The following is a 19,629-nucleotide window of genomic DNA, read 5'->3' as shown; positions in this document are numbered from 1 at the left end:
CTGGTTTGCTTTTGGAATTGCATTTTAAATGGACTAATTTAATTTATTGATAAATTCGGCAACCGTTTCTGTTGGCAATCCTTCCCATTTTTGGACTGTTTTTCCATTTTCATCTAATATGATGATATAAGGGAATAATCCGTTTGGATTGTATTTTTCAGCCAATTTTTCATTTTCTGTGGTTTGCTCTTTGGATAAAGCATTTTTCTTCTGTCTCGGAAAATCGGCGTTGAATACAATAAGGTTTGATTCGGCGAATGCTTTAAAATCCGCTGATTCTATAAAGTTTTTTTTGAATTTTACACAGGGTGAACACCAATCAGAACCGGAAAAAAAGAACAATACTTTTTTGTGTTCCTGTTTGGCTTTTGCCAATGAGTTTTGCAGCGTGTTAGCTTCCTGGGAAAAGGTAAAAAGACTGATGCATAAAAAGGAAATCGTTATGATGCGCTTCATTGTTCTCAAGTTTTAGTAGAATAAAAGTAGTTTTAAATGGAATAAAATATTTCAAAAAAAAACTTAACATTTGATTAATTATACTGAAAACAATCAAGCATTACTTTTACCCTACCATACCATATTAATTTTAGCGTATTGCAAAAGCATAATGGTTTTGGCATCTTTGATTTCGCCTGAGGCAATCATGTTGTAGGCTTGGTCAAAATCGAGTTCCAGAACTTCTATATTTTCCTGTTCTTCCTGAATGCCACCGCCATCGTTGATTTTCATGTCTTTGGTATATTCGGCTGCGAAGAAATGGACAATTTCGGTTACGGAACCGGGCGACATATAGACTTCAAACAGCTTTTCTACAGCCGAAATCTGGTAACCGGTTTCCTCTTCGGTTTCCCTGCGAATGCATTCTTCGGCGTTGTCTTTGTCCAATAATCCGGCACAGGCCTCAATCATCATTCCGGTTTCGTTGCCGTTGACATAAGTTGGTAACCGAAATTGACGCGTTAGGATTACGGTTTTAGAATTTTTATTGTACAGCAAAATCGTGGCACCATTGCCACGGTCATAGGCTTCGCGAATTTGTTTTTCCCATTGTCCGTCTTTTTTGAGATAGTTATAGGTTATTTTTCGAAGGATGTACCAGTTATCGGAAAGAATTTCAGATTCAAGGATTTGTATTTTTGGGTTACTCATAGTTCTAAAGCATTAAAGAAATCATTTTGTTGTTTGGGCGATTGGAAAGTCCAGGCAACCATGCGGCTTATCTTTTGGCCCTGCGCCATATCAATGGTTTTAATTTCGGCAGCGCCAACTTTCCCCAGCGTTTTATAGATGCTTTTCAGATTGTCCTTTTTGGAAACCAAAGTGGTAAACCACAAGCATTGCATTGGGTATTTGGCACTTTCATAAATCATTTGGGTGATGAATCCGATTTCGCCGCCTTTGCACCACAATTCCGCATTTTGGCCACCAAAGTTTAAGACCGGTTTAGTCGTTTTTGTAGTTGATAAAGTATTGATTTTTCGCAACGCACTTTTCGAGGCTTCTTCAGCCGAAGAATGAAACGGTGGATTGCAAATGGTAAAGGCAAATCGGTCTTCCGGGAGTACAATGTTTTTGAAAATAAATCGGGGTTCTATCTGCAATTGCAAGCTGATGACGTCAATCAGTTTTGGATTGTCAGCGATTATTTTTTTGCAGTTCTGAAGCGCATTTTCGTCGATATCGGTACCCACAAAACTCCAGCCATAAGCACTATTGCCGATAATCGGATAAATGCAATTGGCACCGATACCAATGTCTAAACCGGCTATGTTTTCCCCTTCGGGAATGACGCCATTGTTGGTACTTGCCAATAAATCGGCGATGTAATGAATATAATCAGATCTTCCGGGAATCGGCGGACAAAGATAATGCTCCGGAATATCCCAGTTTTGGATATCATAATGGGAAATCAGCAAGGCTTTATTGAGTGCTTTGACCGCTTCCGGATTACTGAAATCAATGGTCTGCTTCGCCTGTTCGCTGACGCTCGAGCCTATTTTGTGTTCGTTGACGTGTACAAAGTTTTGCAACTCTGCATGTGCTTTTATCAATGCCTCAAAGTCGTATCGAAACCGATGTGGATTTCTGGGATGCAGGCTTGTTTTTTCAGTATTATTTTGAGTTTTCAAGAGTTGTTTTTTTAATTAATCCCAGCATTCCATTAGTAATAAATCACCGTCGGCATGCCTGATGGAAACCATTCCGTCTACCGTAACATGATTGCTGCTGCCGGTGCGATAGCCGATGGTTAAATCTTCATTCTGTAAGGAATAAAAAAGATTCTGTGTGGTAATGCCGGTTACTTTTCCAATTGGAATCAGTGAAAGAATGGTGTCGGCAGTGTACCATTTTTCAAAAGTATTGGGCAACAAAAACACTTTAGAATGGTCATCGAGAATCACCACTTTTAGTTTATTCCGATACGCCACTATATTGGTCAGATTGGTAATCGTATGATCGGCGCGTCTTCCGGTAGCCCAAATGACATTGGCCGCTTTATGCCCTTTTTCGATTAAATAATCAAAAGCTTTTTCCAAATCGGTTTTGTCCTGATTGGGTGCGTAAACAATTTCAATCGGATATTGCTTTTCCTTGTAATATTCGGGGTCAAAACCACGGTCAAAATCACCTAACAATACATCGACTTTGATGCCCAATTCCAGCACTCTTTCGATGGCAGAATCCAGAACAATCACCAGTGGAGACCATTCGAGCAATTGTCCTAATAATTCGGAGCTGCAGGCTTCGCCATTGGCAATGATTAAAGCAGGTTCCTGATCGTCGCGAACGATGTGGTGTGATGACATTTAAAGTCGAAGTTAAAAGTTTGAGTTACGAAGTTACTATTATAAAAGTAAATAAAAAACTTCGGACTTCGGACTTTGCATTTCGTGCTTTTTACTGAATGATATATTCAGAGACTTCTGTTTTACTCAATCGGAAATAACCCAACGCAAAATTGTTGAAATCAGTCTGATTGACAATATTTCCCCTTACTGTTGCTGTCGGCGTTGAGAATGGTCCCATGCTATTGGTTCCGGTTTGTTCCAACAAGATATCCATATAGTTATAATAGTTTAAAGTCACGCCATTCAGAGTGAATCTCAAAGTATCACCGGCTTGCAGATCTTCGCTAAAATACAATCCAAACATTTCATTGTTTTCGAAAAAACGATCTTCGATAACACCAAATTCGGGAATCACTTTATACGGATCATTGATCATTACCATATAAAAATTGGTTTCATTGACCAAATCATTGAAAAAGAACTTCACTTCGATTTCATCGCCTAAAATGCCACCTTCATTGTCTTGCTCGATTCTGGTTACCGTAGGCGTGTCCAGCAATTTTTCAGTTGCCGTGTAAGTTTGCCCCTGATGGATAACGGTTAGTGTATAAGTCTCATTGACCACCGGATTAAAATTGACGCATTTATAAATTCCGGGATCGGTGTCTTCAATAAAGTCAAAAACTTCGTTCGCGCTGTTGGTGATAAAAACTATGGCTCCTGAAACCGGAGGAATTTCATTGGTAAAATAATCAGTTGTGGTGGAAAGTTTTACAACTTGTTCATTTCCGGGCGTTCCGTTAAGCCATTGAATGGAGGCTTCGATGACCAATTTTGGTTCCGATGTCGGTAAACCTATATCAACTACTTTTTCACACGCAGTAAAGGAGAAAAGCATTATTGCTAAACAAAAATATATTGCTCTCATAATCTAAAATTTAATGTTGTAAGTCGCACTTGGAACCAGGCCGAAAATCGACAATCGGATGGCTTCATTAGTTCCGGTTTCTTGGTTTTGCCTGAATGTAATTGAAGCCGAATTTTGCCTGTTATAGAGGTTGTAAATTCCGAAAACCCATTCGCTTTGCCATTTTCTTCCGATGTTTTTTTTCGGGGTTAATGTGGCTGAAACGTCTAAATGATGATAGGTAGGCAGATTGTTTTCATTTCGTGTACTAAAAATGGGAACGGTTACGCCTTGGTATTGATATTGTCCTGTCGGAAAGGTAACAGGTTGCCCGGTTTGCAACGTAAAATTGGCACTAAAACGCCATTTGTCGTTGTATTTATAATTGGCAACAACCGCCAGATTGTGGAGTTTGTCAAAACCGGTTCGGTACCATCGGCCGTTGTTGATTCCGGTTTCTTCGGGTGTTCTGCCTTCTACTTTTTGTTCTGTTCTGGATAAGGTATAGGAAACCCAGCCTTTGAATCGTCCCGAGTTTTTTCGGAACAGGACTTCCAACCCATAAGCTCTTGCTTTCCCGTTTAGGACTACGCGTTCAATCGCTTCATTGGCAATTAAATTGGCACCATCGATATAATCCACACGGTTTTTAATTTCCTTATAAAAAGTTTCGACCTCAAGAGAATACAAGTCATTTTTAAAATTTCTGAAATAACCCAAAGCCGTTTGATCCAGATGCTGTGGCTTTAAATATTGATCACTTGGCGCCCAAACATCCAATGGTGTTGGCGATTGCGTATTCGAAATCAGATGCAGGTATTGTGTCATTCGGTTATAGCCTAATTTTACCGACTGATTGTCATCCAACGTGTAGGAAACTGAAAATCTTGGTTCCAGATTGTCAAACTTGGCAATCGTGGCATTGTTTCCGTAATAAATCGCTCCGGTAGGTTCGGCACTTTCATAAATCTGGAATTCGGTATTAAAAGTTACCGGTTCATTGTTGGCATAAGTGTTCATCTTCTGTTGGCCTAAACGCAGGAATGAGCTAAATCGAAGGCCATAAGAAATGGCAATGTCCTTAGTAATCTGAGATTCTGCATCTAAATACAAAGCAGTTTCCAAAGCATATTTTTTGTCCAATTGGTCAGGGTTGATTCCCGAATCTTCACCGGTTGGTTCAATTTTTCCCGGATTAAAATCGTAGTAATTGCTTTGTATCCCGTAGGTGAGTTTGAATTTATCGGTCAGATAATGTTTGAAATCGTATTTTAAATTGTAGTTTTTGATGCCGCTGTCCCAATTAAAGCCAATGATGTCGAGCTGCAGGCCATAATAATAATCAGAATAAATAAGCGACAAATTGGAGAAAAGCTTGTCGGAAAACAAATGATTCCATCTGAAATTGATCACGGCATTGCCATAAGTATTGACAAAACTGTTGTTCAGCTGAAATACATCGCGGCCAAAATAACCCGAAAGATAAATGTTGTTTTTTTCATTTAAGGAATAACTCAATTTGGTATTCAAATCATAAAAATAGGCCAAATTTGGGTTGTCAACCAGCTTGAGAAAGAGATGTGCATAAGAACCTCTTCCGGCAAAAACAAACGAACCTTTGCCTTTTACAATCGGACCTTCGGCCAGAATTCTGCTGGAAATCAAACCGATTCCACCATTCATGTGAAAAGAATCTTTGTTTCCTTCCTTTTGGTAAATATCCAATATGGAAGACAATCTGCCGCCGTATCTCGCCGGAATTCCACCTTTGTACAATTTCAAATCTTTAATCGCATCGGGATTAAAAACCGAAAACAAACCAAACAGGTGCGAAGAATTATAAATAGTCGCTTCGTCTAACAGCACCAAATTTTGATCGGCGCCACCGCCGCGAACATTAAATCCCGATTGTCCTTCGCCGGCATTGGTCACGCCCGGAAGTGTCAGGATTGATTTGATAACATCAACTTCACCAAAAATTACAGGCATTTCTTTAATCTCCTGAATAGTCAGTTTGTTGACGCTCATTTCCGGCTTTCTGACGTCAACGCGCTTATTGTTCTGAATGATTACGACTTCATCTAGCTGTTGGCTGGTTTCCGTAATTAAAAAGTTTCTTCGGGTGTCTTTTGTGAGCTCTATCTTTTCCTGTATGGTTTGGTAACCCACATAACTGATGGATAAAGTGTAAGTTCCTTTGGGGAGCGTAATGGAGTAAAAACCATACTCATTGGTCATCAAACCTGTTTTTGTTTCCTCAATGAACAAGGAAACTCCAATCAACGTTTCTTTATTTTTACCATCTGAAACTAAGCCACTGATAGTATACTTTTGTTGCGAATAAAGCTGAAACGTTAATAATAAAAAAAAGATAGGAGTGTAAATGTATTTTGGCATAAATTTGGCTCTTGATATTACAAAATTCTTAATAAAATTGGTTATTTCTTCATAATCATTTGTTAAGGTTTGGTTAATTGGAAACATTATTTTTCCGATAATTGATATTTTTCACACCTCAAACAGAAGTTGTATGAAAGCGGTTTTTGCTGTTTTATTTTTACTGATTTTCAGCCTTAAAGGGTTTTCTCAATTTGAGTCACCTAATAAGACTTTGAAAATGGCTCCGGTTCCCAAAAAATCAGGAACAATTGCTCCTGCATCAACTTCGACTCCTAAATCAATTACTTATCCCAGTATTTTTGATAAAAAAGACAAACTTTTAGAAAGTGTTTCTCTGCTCAATAAAAAGCCGGAACAGGAAAAGAGCATTATGGAAAAAGAACAGTTTGAAAATCCTTCCAAAATGTACACAGAAAAAATGAATCGCAAGGGCAGTGATGGTGAAATTTTGGAAAAATTCAGAAGCGATACATTTTTAGGTGAATTTAAGATTGGAACCAAAACCATGCGAATGGCCTGTCGTGATCATGAGGCACCGGATGGAGACGTGGTTCGGGTTTGGCTCAATGATAAAGTAGTAATTGACGCCATTTTGCTCGACGTTGCTTTTAGGGAAGTATTTATGGAACTAAAGGAAGGAATAAATAAAATTGAAATTGAGGCTATGAATCAGGGTGAATCTGGTCCAAATACTGCTCAATTTGTAATCTATGACGCAAATGGTGGCATGGTTACTACTAATAAATGGAATCTTACAACCGGCGTCAGAGCAAAACTGGTTATACTCAAGCAAGACGGACTAATAAAGAAAAAAGAATAAAAAAAGCGACCCGATTAGGTCGCTTTTTTATTGAATATAAAATTGAGCATTACGCTAATTTTGATAGAATCGTATTGAAGGTCTGGCTTGGACGCATCGCGCTTGCAGTCAGTTCTTCAGAAGGTTGGTAATAACCGCCAATGTTTTGTGGTTTTCCTTGTGCTCTGATTAACTCCGCATCGATTTTAGATTCGTTTTCGGTCAATTCAGCGGCAATTGATTTGAATTTATTCTGCAATTCTGTGTCATTGGTTTGTGACGCCAAAGCTTGTGCCCAATATAAAGCCAAATAGAAGTGTGAACCTCTGTTGTCAATTTCGCCTACTTTACGTGCCGGAGATTTATCGGTTGCCAGGAATTTAGCGTTGGCTTCGTCCAAAGTATCGGCTAAAATCTGAGCTTTCGGATTGTTTTGTGTTTGTGCCAAATGCTCTAAAGAAGCCTGGAGTGCTAAGAATTCACCTAAGGAATCCCAACGCAGATAGCCTTCTTCTACGAATTGCTCTACGTGCTTAGGTGCTGAACCACCGGCACCGGTTTCAAATAAACCACCACCATTCATTAGCGGAACAATCGATAACATTTTGGCCGAAGTTCCTAATTCCAAGATCGGGAATAAATCGGTTAAATAATCACGCAATACATTTCCTGAAACTGAAATAGTATCTTTTCCTTCACGAATTCTGCGTAAGGTTTCGGTCATTGCATCTTTTACATCCATAATACGGATGTCCAAACCGTTTGTATCGTAATCTTTTAAATATTTTTCTACTTTTTTGATGATTTCCCTGTCGTGTGCTCTGTCTTTGTCCAACCAAAAAATAGCAGGAGTATCAGACAAACGCGCTCTGTTTACAGCTAGTTTTACCCAATCTTGAATCGGAGCATCTTTGGTTTGGCACATTCTGAAAATATCGCCAGTTTCCACGTTTTGGGATAATAAAACCGTTCCGTTTTCGTCTTCTACTTGAATCTTTCCGTTGGCTGATGCCTGGAAAGTTTTGTCGTGTGAACCATATTCTTCGGCTTTTTGAGCCATCAAACCAACATTTGGTACAGACCCCATTGTTCTTGGATCTAACGCACCATTTTTCTTCATATCATCAACTACTGCCGCATAAAATCCTGCATAAGAACGATCCGGAATAATAGCTATTGTATCTTCTTCTTTGCCTTCTGCATTCCACATTTTACCGCCATTTCTAGCCAATGCTGCCATAGAAGCATCTACAATGATGTCAGATGAAACGTGGAAATTGGTAATGCCTTTATCAGAATTCACCATCGCAACGCGAGGACCATTTTCTAAAGCATTTTGAATCGCTGCTTTTACTTCAGCTTCCTGTGGGTTTCCTGCTAATTTTTCGAATAAATCCTGTAAGCCGTTGTTTGGGTTGATGTCTAATGATTTGAATAAATCGGCATATTTGGTGAAAACCGCTGCGAAGAAAGTTTCAACGATGGCTCCGAAAATAATCGGATCGGAAATTTTCATCATCGTAGCCTTTAAGTGTGCTGAAAGCAATACGTTTTGCTTTTTGGCTTCGGCTATTGCTTCAATGGTAAAAGCTTTCAAAGCTTTTAAGTTCATCACTGAACTGTCAATGACTTCGCCTGCTTTTAAGTTGGAATAATCTTTTAAAACTGTGGTAGAACCATCATTTCCGGCAAAAACGATTCTGAATTTACTGTCGTTGGCTACTGTGGTTGAATTTTCTGTTCCATAAAAATCACCTGAATTCATATGTGCTACCGAAGTTTTACTGTCAGAAGTCCAAACACCCATTTTATGTGGGTTTTGTTTGGCGTAATTTTTTACCGCTTTCGGCGCACGACGGTCTGAATTTCCTTCACGCAATACCGGGTTTACGGCTGAACCTAATACTTTTGAATATTTAGCTTTGATGTTTTTCTCTTCTTCATTTGACGGTTCTTCCGGGAAATTAGGAATGGCAAAACCATGTGACTGTAATTCGGCAATCGCTTCTTTTAATTGCGTAGTGGAAGCGGAGATATTTGGTAGCTTGATAATATTGGCATCCGGTGTAGTAGCCAATTGACCAAGTTCTGACAAAGCATCGCTTACTTTTTGGTCTTCTTTTAAATATTCAGGGAAATTGGATAATATTCTGCCTGCCAATGAAATGTCTCTAAGTTCGATATCGATATTTGCCGGAGCAGTGAATGCTTGTACGATTGGTAAAAACGAATGAGTAGCCAACATTGGTGCTTCATCGGTAAGCGTGTAATGAATTTTGGATTTTTGTGTCATTGGTATTGTTTTTTATTCGTAACGTTTAGTTAGTTGTTGCTCTATGACGAAAACGTTCATTTTCAAGCCATGCAAATATAAGTAAATCACGATTACGTGCGATTGGTTTTGAGCGAAATCGATTGAATTATCAAATTGACAATCTGTAGAGTTTAAATTGTTAAAATGACAATCAGCCGAAATAAAATTGGTAAAATAGCAATTTTTTAAGCTAAATATTGCGCATAAAAAAGCCCCGAAAGTATCGGGGCGTTTTTATAAGTACAAAGTTTAGAATTATCTTCTTCTTTCTTTGATTTTTGCTTTTTTACCGGTAAGTTCTCTAAAGTAGTAGATACGAGCTCTTCTAACTTTACCTCTTTGGTTAACTTCAACTTTTTGTAATGCCGGCATGTTTACTGGGAAGATACGCTCTACACCAACTGCGCCAGACATTTTGCGGATTGTGAAAGTTTCAGTCAATCCTGCACCTTTTCTTTGAATAACAACTCCTTTGAAAAACTGAGTTCTTGTTTTTTCACCCTCTTTAATTTCGTAGTACACAGTGATTGTATCACCAGCTCCGAATGCAGGGAAATCTTTTTTTGTTGATAATTCGTTATTAACGAAATCTACTAAATTTGCCATTTTTACGACTATTATGGTTTAAAATCTGAGCAACATTCACGGTTTTCGCCAGAGGTTGGTCAAATGTGGGTGCAAATATAATTAAAATCTTCGAAGTTGCAAGCCGTTAATGTTAGTTTTTTATATCAAACCAATAATTTTAATTGCTCAATAATTTCCTGATTGTCAACGGGAAATGGTTTTTGATTCCGAATGCTTTTGTATAAAGCATCAAACAATCCGTTGAAATTCCCTTTGAGTGAAGGAATGCTTTCGGTTATTTTTTCCTGATTTTCGTTGTAGTAGGTCAGTTTGCCTTCTTTGTTGGGTTTCTCTTTCCCAAATTCGGTATCCGTTGGCAACATGCCTGCAATGAGTTGGTCTTCTTGTTCGTCACAGAATTCTTTGATGTAACTGCCTTTGGTGCCGTGAATGACTATTCCGGCCTGGGCATTGACAACCAACATGCTGGTCGTGATAAATACATTGACTTTATTCGGGAAAACAATATGCATAAACGCAAAATCATCCACTTGAGAGTTTTCGCGGTAACTGTTTTTAATTCGGTAATGATTTTCCGGCTTGCCGAAAATTGAAATCGCCTGATCCACCAAATGTGCGCCCAAATCATACCAAATACCACTGCTCGGAATCGGTGTTTCCTTAAATGTTTTACCGCCAATTGTTGGCCGATAACGGTCAAATCGCAAATGCATTTCAACAACATCGCCCAGTTTTCGGGAGTTGATAATTTCTTTGGCTGAGGCAATATCACTGCTCCAACGTCTATTTTGGTACACAAAAATATTACGGTTTACTTTTTCGGCCAAAGCCAAAAGCGTTTCAAATTCTTCCGGAGTTGAAGTTGCCGGTTTTTCAATCAGGGCGTGTTTGCCTGCTTCCAAAACCTGCTTGGCATAGTCGAAGTGTGTATTGTTGGGCGTATTGATGATCACCAATTCAATGGTTTCATCCGAAAGTAATTCATCAATATTGGAAAAGCTAATGATGCTTGGATAATCGGTTGCGGCTTTCTTTTGATTTCGTTCCAAAACGGCATATAATTCGAAGCCTTTATAGGTTGCCAAAAATGGTGCGTGAAAAACTTTCCCCGACATGCCATAGGCTAACAACGCGGTAACAATCGGTTTTTCCATGATTAGTCTTCGAGTAAGTCGGGTCTTCTGTTTTTGGTATGTTCGTAGGCTTTGTCTTCACGCCATTTGTCAATTTTGGCAAAATGGCCGCTGGTCAAAACTTCCGGAACTTTCCAACCTTTATAATCGGCTGGTCTTGTATAAATAGGTCCCGATAATAAATTGTCCTGAAAACTATCGGTTAATGCCGAAGTTTCATCACTCAAAACGCCCGGAATCAAACGGATTATGGCGTCGCAGAACACAATCGCGCCAATTTCGCCACCTGAAAGTACATAATCGCCAATCGAAATTTCTTTGGTGATAAAATGATCGCGAACACGCTGGTCAACCCCTTTGTAATGCCCACAAAGAATAATAATGTTTTCATACATCGACATCGTGTTGGCCATTTTTTGGTTCAAGGTTTCCCCATCAGGCGACATATAAATGATTTCGTCGTATGCTCTTTGGCTTTTCAAATGGGTAATGCAATCATCAATCGGCTGTATCATCATGACCATTCCGGCGCCACCGCCAAATTGATAATCGTCAACACTTTTTTGCTTGTTGGTCGTATAGTCTCTTAAATTGTGAAAATGGACTTCTACCAATCCTTTTTCAATGGCACGTTTCATAATCGAACCTTCAAAAGGACTTCGCAATAAATCGGGTAATATGGTGATGATGTCTATTCGCATGGCGCAAAGATAAGTTTTACTTTTTACTTGCTAAAATGGAATAGACCATCGGGATTTTATTGTCCAGATGCTTGATCCTGAATTTTCCTTTTTCAAATTCAACGGTTTGATTGAAACAGTCATAAGGCGAATAATCATACTCATCAAATGCATTGATTTCAATACCGCTTTTGATTAAGGCGTTCAGAATTTCAGAAATCGGATGATTCCAGGTGATGGTTTGGGCATTTATTTCAGCATCACGGTCGGCGTAAGTACCGGTTTCGCTTTCAATGATGGGTTCAACATTGAAATAATTATAGAAAATGGTTCCAAAATCATTGTCAAACATCCAAACCACCGGATGAAAATCGGCCATGATAAATTTTCCATCGGGTTTTAAAAAATGGGAAACCACATTGGCCCATTTGTCCAAATCGGGGAACCAGCCGATAGTGCCATAACTTGTGAAAACAATATCGAATTTCTCGTCTATCATTTTTGGTGCATCATAAATATCACAACAGACAAAAGTGACATCCAGATTTAGTTTTTTGGCAAATTCATTGGCTCTTTCTATCGCTTTATCCGATAAATCTACACCGGTTGGCATAGCGCCCATTCGGGCAAAGGAAATGGTGTCCTGCCCAAAATGACACTGCAAATGCAATATTTTTTTACCCGATATATCACCGAGCAATTTTAACTCGATGTCATTTAAAGTCGATTTCCCATTTAGAAAGCCTTCCACATCATAGAATTCGGAAGCGATATGCACATCCGTTTTGTTGTTCCAGGTTTCTTTATTTGCCTTGATATAATCTGGTTGATCAGCCATTTTCAAATTTTTACACGCCAAATTGTTTCAAATGATGATCAAGATGCATAGTCTGCAACTGGCTCCATTCGTCATAAGTCAATTCTCCGAAAAAAGGATGGTTAGTAGTTTTAAGTGCCTTTTGTCCCAAATCTGAAAACACTCCTATTCTTTCGATTAGCCCATTTTTGGTTTCTTCAAAATCATAAGTTCCGGTTCGAATAAAAGCCGGCGCTGTCGGACTGTTTTTCTTGAATTCGGTTGAACCAAAAACTTTTCCTTTCAACATTTTCCCAAATAGGCGCATGATAAAATTAGATTTCATTGGAGTTTTTCCAAAGGCAAAGTCCATTGGTGCCTGGCAATGGGACAACATTTGGTCTACCGTCATTTTCCCCCATAGCGCTTTGCTTTCAGGGGTAAGTTTGTTGATTCTGGAAATGATTACTTCATTATCGTTTTTGTCATAAATAGAACTCATGGTTTTGATGTTTTTTGGTTACCAAATTTACAATATATTGTAGTAACTTTGCACCACATTTTTAACAATTCAAACAATGGAAAACGGAATATATGCTAAATTCAACACGACTAAAGGTTCGATTTTAGTAAAATTAACACACGATTTAACACCGGGAACGGTTGGGAACTTTGTAGGCTTAGCCGAAGGGCAATTGGAAAATTCTGCCCGTCCGATGGGAAAACCTTATTATGACGGATTAAAATTCCACAGGGTCATTCCCGATTTTATGATTCAAGGCGGATGTCCGCAAGGCATCGGTACCGGTGGTCCGGGTTACAACTTTGATGATGAATTTCACCCCACCTTAAAGCACGACAAACCGGGTGTTTTGTCTATGGCCAATGCCGGTCCGGGAAGTAACGGTTCTCAATTTTTTATTACACATGTTCCTACCAATTGGTTAGATGGTAAACACACTGTTTTTGGTCACGTAGTAGAAGGTCAGGATGTGGTTGATGCCGTGGCGCAAGGTGATTTGATAGATTCTTTGGAGATTGTAAGAGTAGGCGAGGAAGCTCAAAAATGGAATGCGATTGAAGCATTCAGGACTTTTGAAGGTTCAAGACAAAGAAGAATTGAAGAAGCTAAAAAACAAGCGGAAGAAGCAATGGAAAAAATAGCAGCCGGTTTTGAAAAAACAGAAAGTGGTTTGCGTTACAAATTCATCCAAAAAGGAAATGGTAAACAAGCCGAAGCCGGAAAAACAGTTTCAGTTCATTATACCGGTCAATTGGAAAACGGGAAGACATTTGACTCTTCTTATCCGCGTAAAAAACCAATTGAATTCCCGTTAGGAAAAGGTCATGTGATCGAAGGTTGGGACGAAGGCATTGCCTTGTTGCAAGTGGGCGATAAAGCACGTTTTGTGATTCCGTCTTATTTAGGATACGGATCAAGCGGTGCCGGTGGTGTGATTCCGCCAGATGCTACTTTGATTTTTGATGTTGAATTGATGGACGTGAAGTAATACAAAACTTAAGTTTTGATTAAAAGAAAATCCTGACCAACTAAGGTTGGGATTTTTTTTTATTTTTACTTCAACCAATAAAAAGGAAAACCATGAAATATAAAATACTAGCCATTGCTGTTTTAGCCGTAACTATTTATTCGTGTGCGTCAAAATCAAGTGTTCCGGTAGCGGAAACGCCTAAAAAAGTGGAACTGACTGCTGAATTAGCAGAAGCAAAATCGCTTTACGAAAACAGTTGTGCCAGATGTCATCAGCTGTATAGTCCAAAAGATTTTTCTGCTGAGCAATGGAAACCAATCGTTTTAAGAATGGCACCAAAAGCCAGATTAAATGAAGAGCAAGGTCAAAAAATTTACAATTATCTGACGATGAACTAATAAAAAAAAAACACTCCAAAAGAGTGTTTTTTTGTTTTATACGGTAAAGCCATCCGGGAGGACGGCGTTTTTCCTAATGACTATAATACCATCTCTGACCGTGTATAAATCGGTTATGATGTCTTCCAGATGTTTTCCGCCATTGAGGCGTACATCATTTCCAATCCTACAATCTTTATCGACGATGGTGTTATTGATAAAGCAACGTTCGCCAATGCCGATATTGATCATGCCATTTTGCGAATTGTTCTTGATTTCTTCTATGTTTTGATAATAATCATTTCCCATCAGATAGGAATTGACGATGGTTGTCCCAAAACCAACACGGCTTCTGATGCCTATAACCGAATGTTCAATCGTAGCACCATTTAGAATGCAACCTTCGGCGATCATCGATTTATCAATGGTTGTTCCGCCAGTGATTTTGGATGGCGGCAAAGTTCTGGCGCGCGTATAAATCTTGCTCGAATTGTCAAACAAATTAAACTTCGGAATTTCATCTGTCAGCCCTAAATTGGCTTCAAAGAAAGAATCAATGTTTCCGATATCGGTCCAATAGCCTTCATATTGATAACTCAGGACTTTTTGTTTTCCAATCGCTTGTGGTATGATTTCCTTTCCAAAATCTTTAGTATCTGGATTGTTCATCAATTCGATTAGCAAGTCTTTATTGAAGATATAAATTCCCATCGAGGCCAGATAATGTTTGCCTTCGGCTTTAGATTCCTCGCTGACTTCCGAAGTCCATTCGGGTAATAAAGAAGCGTCCGGTTTTTCAATAAACGAACTGATGAAATTTTCGGAATCGGTTTTCAGGATGCCAAATTCGGGTGCTTCTTTGGCAGTTACAGGCAAAGTGGCAATGGAAATGTCAGCGCCTTTTCTTTGGTGTTCTCGTATCATGGCGTTAAAATCCATTTGGTATAATTGGTCACCCGATAAAATCAAGGCATAATCAAATTGATGTTTTGTAAAATGTTGCATGCATTGGCGAACCGCATCCGCGGTGCCTTGAAACCAGGTGATGTTGTCAGGTGTTTGTTCTGCGGCCAGTATATCTACAAATGCCGTACTGAAATGGCTGAAATGATAGGTGTTTTTGATGTGTTGGTTCAAAGAAGCCGAATTGAATTGGGTCAACACAAACATTCTTTTGATATCAGAATTGATACAATTGGAAAGCGGAATATCCACCAAACGGTATTTTCCGGCAATCGGAACGGCAGGTTTGGAACGTGTTTGCGTTAACGGTGCTAATCTTGAACCTTGTCCGCCGCCTAAAATAATGGCTAGTGTGCTTTTATTTACCATGGTAATTATCGTTTCGTTTTTAGTGTTTAGGCTTTTTCTTTTTCAAATTTGGCTATTACTGCTGTGTAATAGTTATAGGTTGTTTTGGCAATCGATGCCCAACTGAATTTCTCCAAAACCCTTTGTCGTCCGGCTTTGCCCAATTGAGTGGCCAAATTTTCATCGTCCAGTAATTGATTGACTTTAGCGGCAAAGTTTTTCTGAAAAGTTTCCGGATATTTTGGGTTGAAATCCGTTCGGGAAATGCTTTCCAACTCAATTAAATAACCGGTTTGATCTTCGACTATAATCTCAGGAATACCGCCAACCGCACTGCCGACAACCGGAGTTTCGCACGACATGGCTTCGAGGTTGATGATGCCAAATGGTTCGTACAATGACGGACAGGCAAAAACCCTGGCATGACTATAAAGCACCTTAACTTTCTCGCGTGGCAGCATTTCGGAAATCAGAATCACACCATTTCGGCTGGCTTTTAAATCAGCAATTAATTCTTCAGTTTCTTTGGCAATTTCGGGTGTATCCGGTGCTCCGGCACAAAGCACAATCTGGCAATCGGCATTAAAATATTTAGCTGCTGAAATCAATTGTGAAATTCCTTTTTGGCGTGTAATTCTGCCCACAAAAAGCACAAACGGAATATCAGGATTGATGCCGTATTCCTTTAGTAAATCGTTGTCAAATGTCGGGCTATAAAAATCAGGATCGATGCCATTGTGGATGACTGTTACTTTTTCGGGTGCCACACCATAGGCTTCGATGACATCGGTTTTCATTTGTTCGCTCACCGCGATGATGCCGTCGGCGGTATTGTATGCATGGTTTTCAATCCAGCGGGAGAGAAAATAACCATTGCCCAATTGTTCGACTTTCCACGGACGATGCGTTTCCAAACTGTGCGTGGTTAATATTAAAGGCGATTGCAGTAATTCCCTTGAAAAGATTCCGGCCAAATGCGTGTACCAGGTGTGGCAATGAATCACATCGGCTTCTAAAGTATGCTGAGACATTTCCACATTGCGGCTCAAATTGTGAAACATTTTGAGGTGCTGATTGTGGTCGTCTTCAGGTTTGGTCAATGAAGATTGGATGCCCAAAACGTTCATCGACGCAGAAGTAGCTTCCTGGTTACCGAAACAGCGCACTTCGACCTGGCCCAATTGGGACAACTCCTGACTCAAAAAATCAATATGGACTCCAGCGCCACCGTAAATATTCGGCGGAAATTCATTGGTAAACAGCGCAATTTTCATAGGGTAACTTTTAAACGATTTTTATACATTGCATACAATTCTTAAAAGTATGAAATATATTCAACTTTTGGATTACCGGAATACTATAAAAACTATACAAAATTGTCTTTTGGGCTGTATTTTTATGAAATAAATGTTATCAATTATGGAAAACACAACAAATGGGCTACTGCAATGGAGTGAATTTGAAAAAGTAGCAATGCGCGTGGGCACCATCCTCGAGGCGAATGATTTTCCCGAAGCGAGAAAACCAGCGTTTCAGTTGGTGATTGATTTTGGAACGGAAATCGGTCTCAGGAAATCTTCTGCGCAAATTACCAAACGCTATGCAAAGGAAGATTTGGTTGGCAAGCAAGTCATCGCCGTAGTCAATTTTCCCAAGAAACAAATCGGCACTTTTATGAGCGAGTGTTTGGTTTTGGGTTCGGTTGGGCCTGATAATGACATTGTCCTATTGACTTCCGATTTGAAAGTGGAAAACGGTTTACGGATTGGATAAAAAAATCCGGAAACTTTTAATTTCCGGATTTCTGTATTTTATTAAATATCGTCAAAATCGATATCGGTAAAGCTCTTTTCAGAAGTTGTTTTGGTTTCTTCGGCAGTTTCCTGTTGGTATTCTCTTTTGAAATCTTTTTGGTGTCTTTCAGAGATTACTTCTTCTCCTTTGTGGTTCAAAACATAAGAAGTCATTTCTTCCAGAATTTCAGTGAAAGCTGCGAAATCTTCTTTGTATAGATAGATTTTGTGTTTTTTGAAGTGGAAAGAACCGTCTTCTTCAGTAAACTTTTTGCTTTCGGTAATGGTAATATAATAATCATCCGCTTTGGTAGCTCTCACATCGAAGAAATAAGTTCTTCTGCCCGCTCTTAAAACTTTAGAAAAAATCTCATCTTTTTCTAACATATCATTTTCTCTCATATTCTTTCAGTCAATTAATAGTGTTTCTATACAGTTCAAAAATGGTAAAATTTTTGTTACGAAACAACATTTAATTTAATTCTTTTTCCGAAAGTTGTTTCAGGTACAATTCGGCGTAATATCCTTGCTGGTTTACTAATTGATTATGAGAACCTTCTTGGATGATTTGACCTTCTTCGATGATGATGATTTTATCGGCATTCTTAGCCGAAGACACTCTGTGGCTAACGATAATCGTGGTTTTGTCTTTGGAGATTTCGAGTAAATTATTTAGGATTTGCTCTTCGGTTTCGGTATCAACTGCCGATAAACAGTCGTCAAACAATAATATTTCGGGATCTTTGATAATCGCTCTTGCAATGGAAACCCTTTGTTTTTGTCCGCCGGAAAGCGTAATGCCTCGTTCTCCCAAAATGGTTTCATATTGGGCATTGAAATTCATAATATTGTCATGAACCACAGCTTTTTTAGCCGCTTCCATCACTTCTTCATCCGTGGCGTTTTCTTTTCCGAATTTGATGTTGTTTTTGATGGTGTCCGAAAACAAAAAGGCATCCTGTGGCACAATCCCGATGCTGTTGCGCAAATCGTATAAATTGACTTCGTCAATCTTATGACCATCAATGGTAATGGTTCCTTCCTTAATGTCATGCATTCGGGTAATTAAAGATAAGATAGTTGATTTCCCGGCGCCGGTTTGCCCCAATATGGCCAGCGTTTCTCCTTTTTTAACTTTGAACGAAATGTCTTTTAGTGCTACAATTCCGGTGTCTTCATAAGTAAAGCTCACATTTTTGAATTCGATTTCACCTTTAATAGTAGTGTTTTCGGAGGCTTTGTTTTTGATTTCAGGCTCGACTTTCAGGAACTCGTTGATTCTTTTTTGTGACGCTTCCGCTTCCTGTACCAAAGAGGAAACCCAACCGATAGAAGCCACCGGCCAGGTCAGCATGTTGACATACAGGATAAATTCGGCAATGGTACCAATGCTTGTAATGGTTCCATCGATATACATCAATCCGCCAAAATAAATAACCGTTAAATTACTCACGCCAATCAGCGCAATCATCAGCGGACCAAACAGTGATTGAACCCAAGCCAGGCTCATGCTTTTGGTTTTACTTTCTTTGGCCAAATCGACTACTTCTTTCTGGTATTGTTTTTCCAGGGCATAGGCTTTCACCACGCGGATTCCGGAAAAAATCTCCTGGGTAAAACTCGAAATTTTGGATAAATACTGTTGGAATGTCGTGCTGCGTTTGTTGATTTCGGTGCTCAATCGGAAAATGATAAAAGACAAAATCGGTAAGGGCAAAATGGTGTACAAAGTCAGCAATGGCGAAACATTGTACATATATATAATCACCACGGTAAATCGAATAAAGGTATTGATGGTGTACATCACGGCTGGCCCAACATACATTCGGACTTTGCCGACATCTTCACTGATGCGGTTCATCAAATCTCCGGTACGGTTGCGTTTGTAGAAATTCTGGTCCAAAACCTCATAATGCCTGAAGACTTCGTTTTTCAAATCAAACTCAACATGGCGTGACATGACGATTAAGGTTTGGCGCATCAGGAAAGTCAAAACGCCGGCAATCAAGGTTGTTCCAATGATCAAAAGAATATTTTCAATCAATTGTGTTTTTATCAATTCGCTGCTCGTCTGATGGTTATGAAAATCTTCAATGGCCTTAAATGATTTGCTGACGAGCTTTGGAGTGAAAAGAGAGAATATTTGTGCTACAATAGTGATTAAAATTCCTAATAAAAAATGGAATTTGTATTTGACAAAATATTTGTTTAAATATTGCAGTTCTTTCATGTTAATTTTGAAGAAATGG

At 39.1% G+C, this 19,629-nt stretch carries 20 protein-coding genes; 4 read left to right on the top strand and 16 right to left on the bottom strand.

Going from position 1 to position 19,629, the window contains the following annotated elements; genetic code table 11:
• Positions 1-33: 33 nt before the first annotated feature.
• The 6 genes from P1K33_RS02380 to P1K33_RS02355 all read right to left on the bottom strand — a co-directional run bounded on the left by P1K33_RS02380 (position 34) and on the right by P1K33_RS02355 (position 6,093).
• Complete coding sequence (locus P1K33_RS02380; RefSeq protein ID WP_284651257.1) at positions 34-456, bottom strand: thioredoxin family protein; 423 nt, start codon at positions 454-456, stop codon at positions 34-36.
• A gap of 111 nt (positions 457-567) precedes the next feature.
• Positions 568-1,149 (bottom strand): GDP-mannose pyrophosphatase NudK, encoded by a 582-nt coding sequence (gene nudK, locus P1K33_RS02375; RefSeq protein ID WP_284651256.1) that lies wholly within the window; start codon positions 1,147-1,149, stop codon positions 568-570.
• Complete coding sequence (gene rlmF, locus P1K33_RS02370) at positions 1,146-2,129, bottom strand: 23S rRNA (adenine(1618)-N(6))-methyltransferase RlmF (RefSeq protein WP_284651255.1); 984 nt, start codon at positions 2,127-2,129, stop codon at positions 1,146-1,148. Before rlmF ends, nudK begins: the two co-directional genes overlap by 4 nt.
• 15 nt (positions 2,130-2,144) lie before the next feature.
• Positions 2,145-2,807, bottom strand: a complete 663-nt coding sequence (locus P1K33_RS02365; RefSeq protein ID WP_284651254.1) for a thiamine diphosphokinase — start codon at positions 2,805-2,807, stop codon at positions 2,145-2,147.
• 91 nt (positions 2,808-2,898) lie between these two features.
• Positions 2,899-3,717 (bottom strand): DUF4249 family protein, encoded by an 819-nt coding sequence (locus tag P1K33_RS02360; protein ID WP_284651253.1) that lies wholly within the window; start codon positions 3,715-3,717, stop codon positions 2,899-2,901.
• 3 nt (positions 3,718-3,720) lie between these two features.
• Positions 3,721-6,093, bottom strand: a complete 2,373-nt coding sequence (locus tag P1K33_RS02355; protein WP_284651252.1) for a TonB-dependent receptor — start codon at positions 6,091-6,093, stop codon at positions 3,721-3,723.
• Between the two features lie 133 nt (positions 6,094-6,226).
• Between P1K33_RS02355 and P1K33_RS02350 the strand changes: the two genes are divergently transcribed.
• Positions 6,227-6,916, top strand: a complete 690-nt coding sequence (locus P1K33_RS02350) for a hypothetical protein (protein ID WP_284651251.1) — start codon at positions 6,227-6,229, stop codon at positions 6,914-6,916.
• A 49-nt stretch (positions 6,917-6,965) separates the two neighbouring features.
• Here the strand turns inward: P1K33_RS02350 and P1K33_RS02345 are convergent, their stop codons facing one another.
• The 6 genes from P1K33_RS02345 to P1K33_RS02320 form a co-directional block, all read right to left on the bottom strand.
• Positions 6,966-9,188: an NADP-dependent isocitrate dehydrogenase gene (locus tag P1K33_RS02345; RefSeq protein WP_284651250.1), complete on the bottom strand. Its 2,223-nt coding sequence runs from the start codon at positions 9,186-9,188 to the stop codon at positions 6,966-6,968.
• 276 nt (positions 9,189-9,464) lie between these two features.
• Positions 9,465-9,815, bottom strand: a complete 351-nt coding sequence (gene rplS / locus P1K33_RS02340) for a 50S ribosomal protein L19 (RefSeq protein ID WP_171223341.1) — start codon at positions 9,813-9,815, stop codon at positions 9,465-9,467.
• A 125-nt stretch (positions 9,816-9,940) separates the two neighbouring features.
• Positions 9,941-10,951 (bottom strand): Gfo/Idh/MocA family oxidoreductase, encoded by a 1,011-nt coding sequence (locus P1K33_RS02335; protein WP_284651249.1) that lies wholly within the window; start codon positions 10,949-10,951, stop codon positions 9,941-9,943.
• A gap of 2 nt (positions 10,952-10,953) precedes the next feature.
• On the bottom strand, positions 10,954-11,631 hold the full coding sequence (trmD, locus tag P1K33_RS02330; RefSeq protein WP_284651248.1) for a tRNA (guanosine(37)-N1)-methyltransferase TrmD: 678 nt from the start codon (positions 11,629-11,631) through the stop codon (positions 10,954-10,956).
• A 16-nt stretch (positions 11,632-11,647) separates the two neighbouring features.
• Positions 11,648-12,448 (bottom strand): class I SAM-dependent methyltransferase, encoded by an 801-nt coding sequence (locus tag P1K33_RS02325; protein WP_284651247.1) that lies wholly within the window; start codon positions 12,446-12,448, stop codon positions 11,648-11,650.
• A gap of 10 nt (positions 12,449-12,458) precedes the next feature.
• Positions 12,459-12,908: a DUF1569 domain-containing protein gene (locus tag P1K33_RS02320; RefSeq protein WP_284651246.1), complete on the bottom strand. Its 450-nt coding sequence runs from the start codon at positions 12,906-12,908 to the stop codon at positions 12,459-12,461.
• 76 nt (positions 12,909-12,984) lie between these two features.
• Between P1K33_RS02320 and P1K33_RS02315 the strand changes: the two genes are divergently transcribed.
• Together P1K33_RS02315 and P1K33_RS02310 are read left to right on the top strand one after the other, a co-directional pair.
• Entirely contained in the window at positions 12,985-13,917 is a 933-nt protein-coding gene (locus tag P1K33_RS02315; protein ID WP_284651245.1) for a peptidylprolyl isomerase, read from the top strand.
• Positions 13,918-14,009: 92 nt separating this feature from the next.
• Positions 14,010-14,297 carry a c-type cytochrome gene (locus P1K33_RS02310; RefSeq protein WP_284651244.1) on the top strand — a complete coding sequence of 96 codons (288 nt, stop codon included), beginning with the start codon at positions 14,010-14,012 and terminating at the stop codon, positions 14,295-14,297.
• 36 nt (positions 14,298-14,333) lie between these two features.
• On the opposite strand, the gene P1K33_RS02305 is transcribed toward P1K33_RS02310, so the two are convergent.
• The gene (locus P1K33_RS02305) at positions 14,334-15,608 is read right to left on the bottom strand and encodes a glucose-1-phosphate adenylyltransferase (protein ID WP_284651243.1); all 1,275 of its coding nucleotides are present in this window, start codon (positions 15,606-15,608) and stop codon (positions 14,334-14,336) included.
• Positions 15,609-15,634: 26 nt separating this feature from the next.
• On the bottom strand, positions 15,635-16,861 hold the full coding sequence (gene glgA, locus P1K33_RS02300; protein ID WP_284651242.1) for a glycogen synthase: 1,227 nt from the start codon (positions 16,859-16,861) through the stop codon (positions 15,635-15,637).
• Between the two features lie 145 nt (positions 16,862-17,006).
• Here glgA and P1K33_RS02295 point away from each other — a divergent pair, with 145 nt between their 5' ends.
• Entirely contained in the window at positions 17,007-17,360 is a 354-nt protein-coding gene (locus tag P1K33_RS02295) for a tRNA-binding protein (RefSeq protein ID WP_284651241.1), read from the top strand.
• Between the two features lie 41 nt (positions 17,361-17,401).
• Here P1K33_RS02295 and P1K33_RS02290 read toward each other — a convergent pair whose 3' ends face one another.
• Positions 17,402-17,782 carry a PUR family DNA/RNA-binding protein gene (locus tag P1K33_RS02290; RefSeq protein WP_284651240.1) on the bottom strand — a complete coding sequence of 127 codons (381 nt, stop codon included), beginning with the start codon at positions 17,780-17,782 and terminating at the stop codon, positions 17,402-17,404.
• A gap of 70 nt (positions 17,783-17,852) precedes the next feature.
• Complete coding sequence (locus P1K33_RS02285; protein ID WP_284651239.1) at positions 17,853-19,610, bottom strand: ABC transporter ATP-binding protein; 1,758 nt, start codon at positions 19,608-19,610, stop codon at positions 17,853-17,855.
• Positions 19,611-19,629: the final 19 nt, after the last annotated feature.

It is taken from the genome of Flavobacterium terrisoli (assembly GCF_030167905.1).
Classification (GTDB): Bacteria; Bacteroidota; Bacteroidia; order Flavobacteriales; family Flavobacteriaceae; genus Flavobacterium; species Flavobacterium terrisoli.
The sequence above is the reverse complement of the archived record's forward strand: the minus strand, read 5'-3'. Positions and strand labels throughout refer to the sequence as shown.

What these genes read in the sequence shown, in the direction of transcription:
- P1K33_RS02380 (WP_284651257.1), bottom strand. Translation starts at nt 456, where the DNA reads ATGAAGCGCATCATAACGATTTCCTTTTTATGCATCAGTCTTTTTACC.
- nudK (WP_284651256.1), bottom strand. Translation starts at nt 1,149, where the DNA reads ATGAGTAACCCAAAAATACAAATCCTTGAATCTGAAATTCTTTCCGAT.
- P1K33_RS02365 (WP_284651254.1), bottom strand. Translation starts at nt 2,807, where the DNA reads ATGTCATCACACCACATCGTTCGCGACGATCAGGAACCTGCTTTAATC.
- P1K33_RS02360 (WP_284651253.1), bottom strand. Translation starts at nt 3,717, where the DNA reads ATGAGAGCAATATATTTTTGTTTAGCAATAATGCTTTTCTCCTTTACT.
- P1K33_RS02355 (WP_284651252.1), bottom strand. Translation starts at nt 6,093, where the DNA reads ATGCCAAAATACATTTACACTCCTATCTTTTTTTTATTATTAACGTTT.
- P1K33_RS02350 (WP_284651251.1), top strand. Translation starts at nt 6,227, where the DNA reads ATGAAAGCGGTTTTTGCTGTTTTATTTTTACTGATTTTCAGCCTTAAA.
- P1K33_RS02345 (WP_284651250.1), bottom strand. Translation starts at nt 9,188, where the DNA reads ATGACACAAAAATCCAAAATTCATTACACGCTTACCGATGAAGCACCA.
- rplS (WP_171223341.1), bottom strand. Translation starts at nt 9,815, where the DNA reads ATGGCAAATTTAGTAGATTTCGTTAATAACGAATTATCAACAAAAAAA.
- P1K33_RS02335 (WP_284651249.1), bottom strand. Translation starts at nt 10,951, where the DNA reads ATGGAAAAACCGATTGTTACCGCGTTGTTAGCCTATGGCATGTCGGGG.
- trmD (WP_284651248.1), bottom strand. Translation starts at nt 11,631, where the DNA reads ATGCGAATAGACATCATCACCATATTACCCGATTTATTGCGAAGTCCT.
- P1K33_RS02325 (WP_284651247.1), bottom strand. Translation starts at nt 12,448, where the DNA reads ATGGCTGATCAACCAGATTATATCAAGGCAAATAAAGAAACCTGGAAC.
- P1K33_RS02320 (WP_284651246.1), bottom strand. Translation starts at nt 12,908, where the DNA reads ATGAGTTCTATTTATGACAAAAACGATAATGAAGTAATCATTTCCAGA.
- P1K33_RS02315 (WP_284651245.1), top strand. Translation starts at nt 12,985, where the DNA reads ATGGAAAACGGAATATATGCTAAATTCAACACGACTAAAGGTTCGATT.
- P1K33_RS02310 (WP_284651244.1), top strand. Translation starts at nt 14,010, where the DNA reads ATGAAATATAAAATACTAGCCATTGCTGTTTTAGCCGTAACTATTTAT.
- P1K33_RS02305 (WP_284651243.1), bottom strand. Translation starts at nt 15,608, where the DNA reads ATGGTAAATAAAAGCACACTAGCCATTATTTTAGGCGGCGGACAAGGT.
- glgA (WP_284651242.1), bottom strand. Translation starts at nt 16,861, where the DNA reads ATGAAAATTGCGCTGTTTACCAATGAATTTCCGCCGAATATTTACGGT.
- P1K33_RS02295 (WP_284651241.1), top strand. Translation starts at nt 17,007, where the DNA reads ATGGAAAACACAACAAATGGGCTACTGCAATGGAGTGAATTTGAAAAA.
- P1K33_RS02290 (WP_284651240.1), bottom strand. Translation starts at nt 17,782, where the DNA reads ATGAGAGAAAATGATATGTTAGAAAAAGATGAGATTTTTTCTAAAGTT.
- P1K33_RS02285 (WP_284651239.1), bottom strand. Translation starts at nt 19,610, where the DNA reads ATGAAAGAACTGCAATATTTAAACAAATATTTTGTCAAATACAAATTC.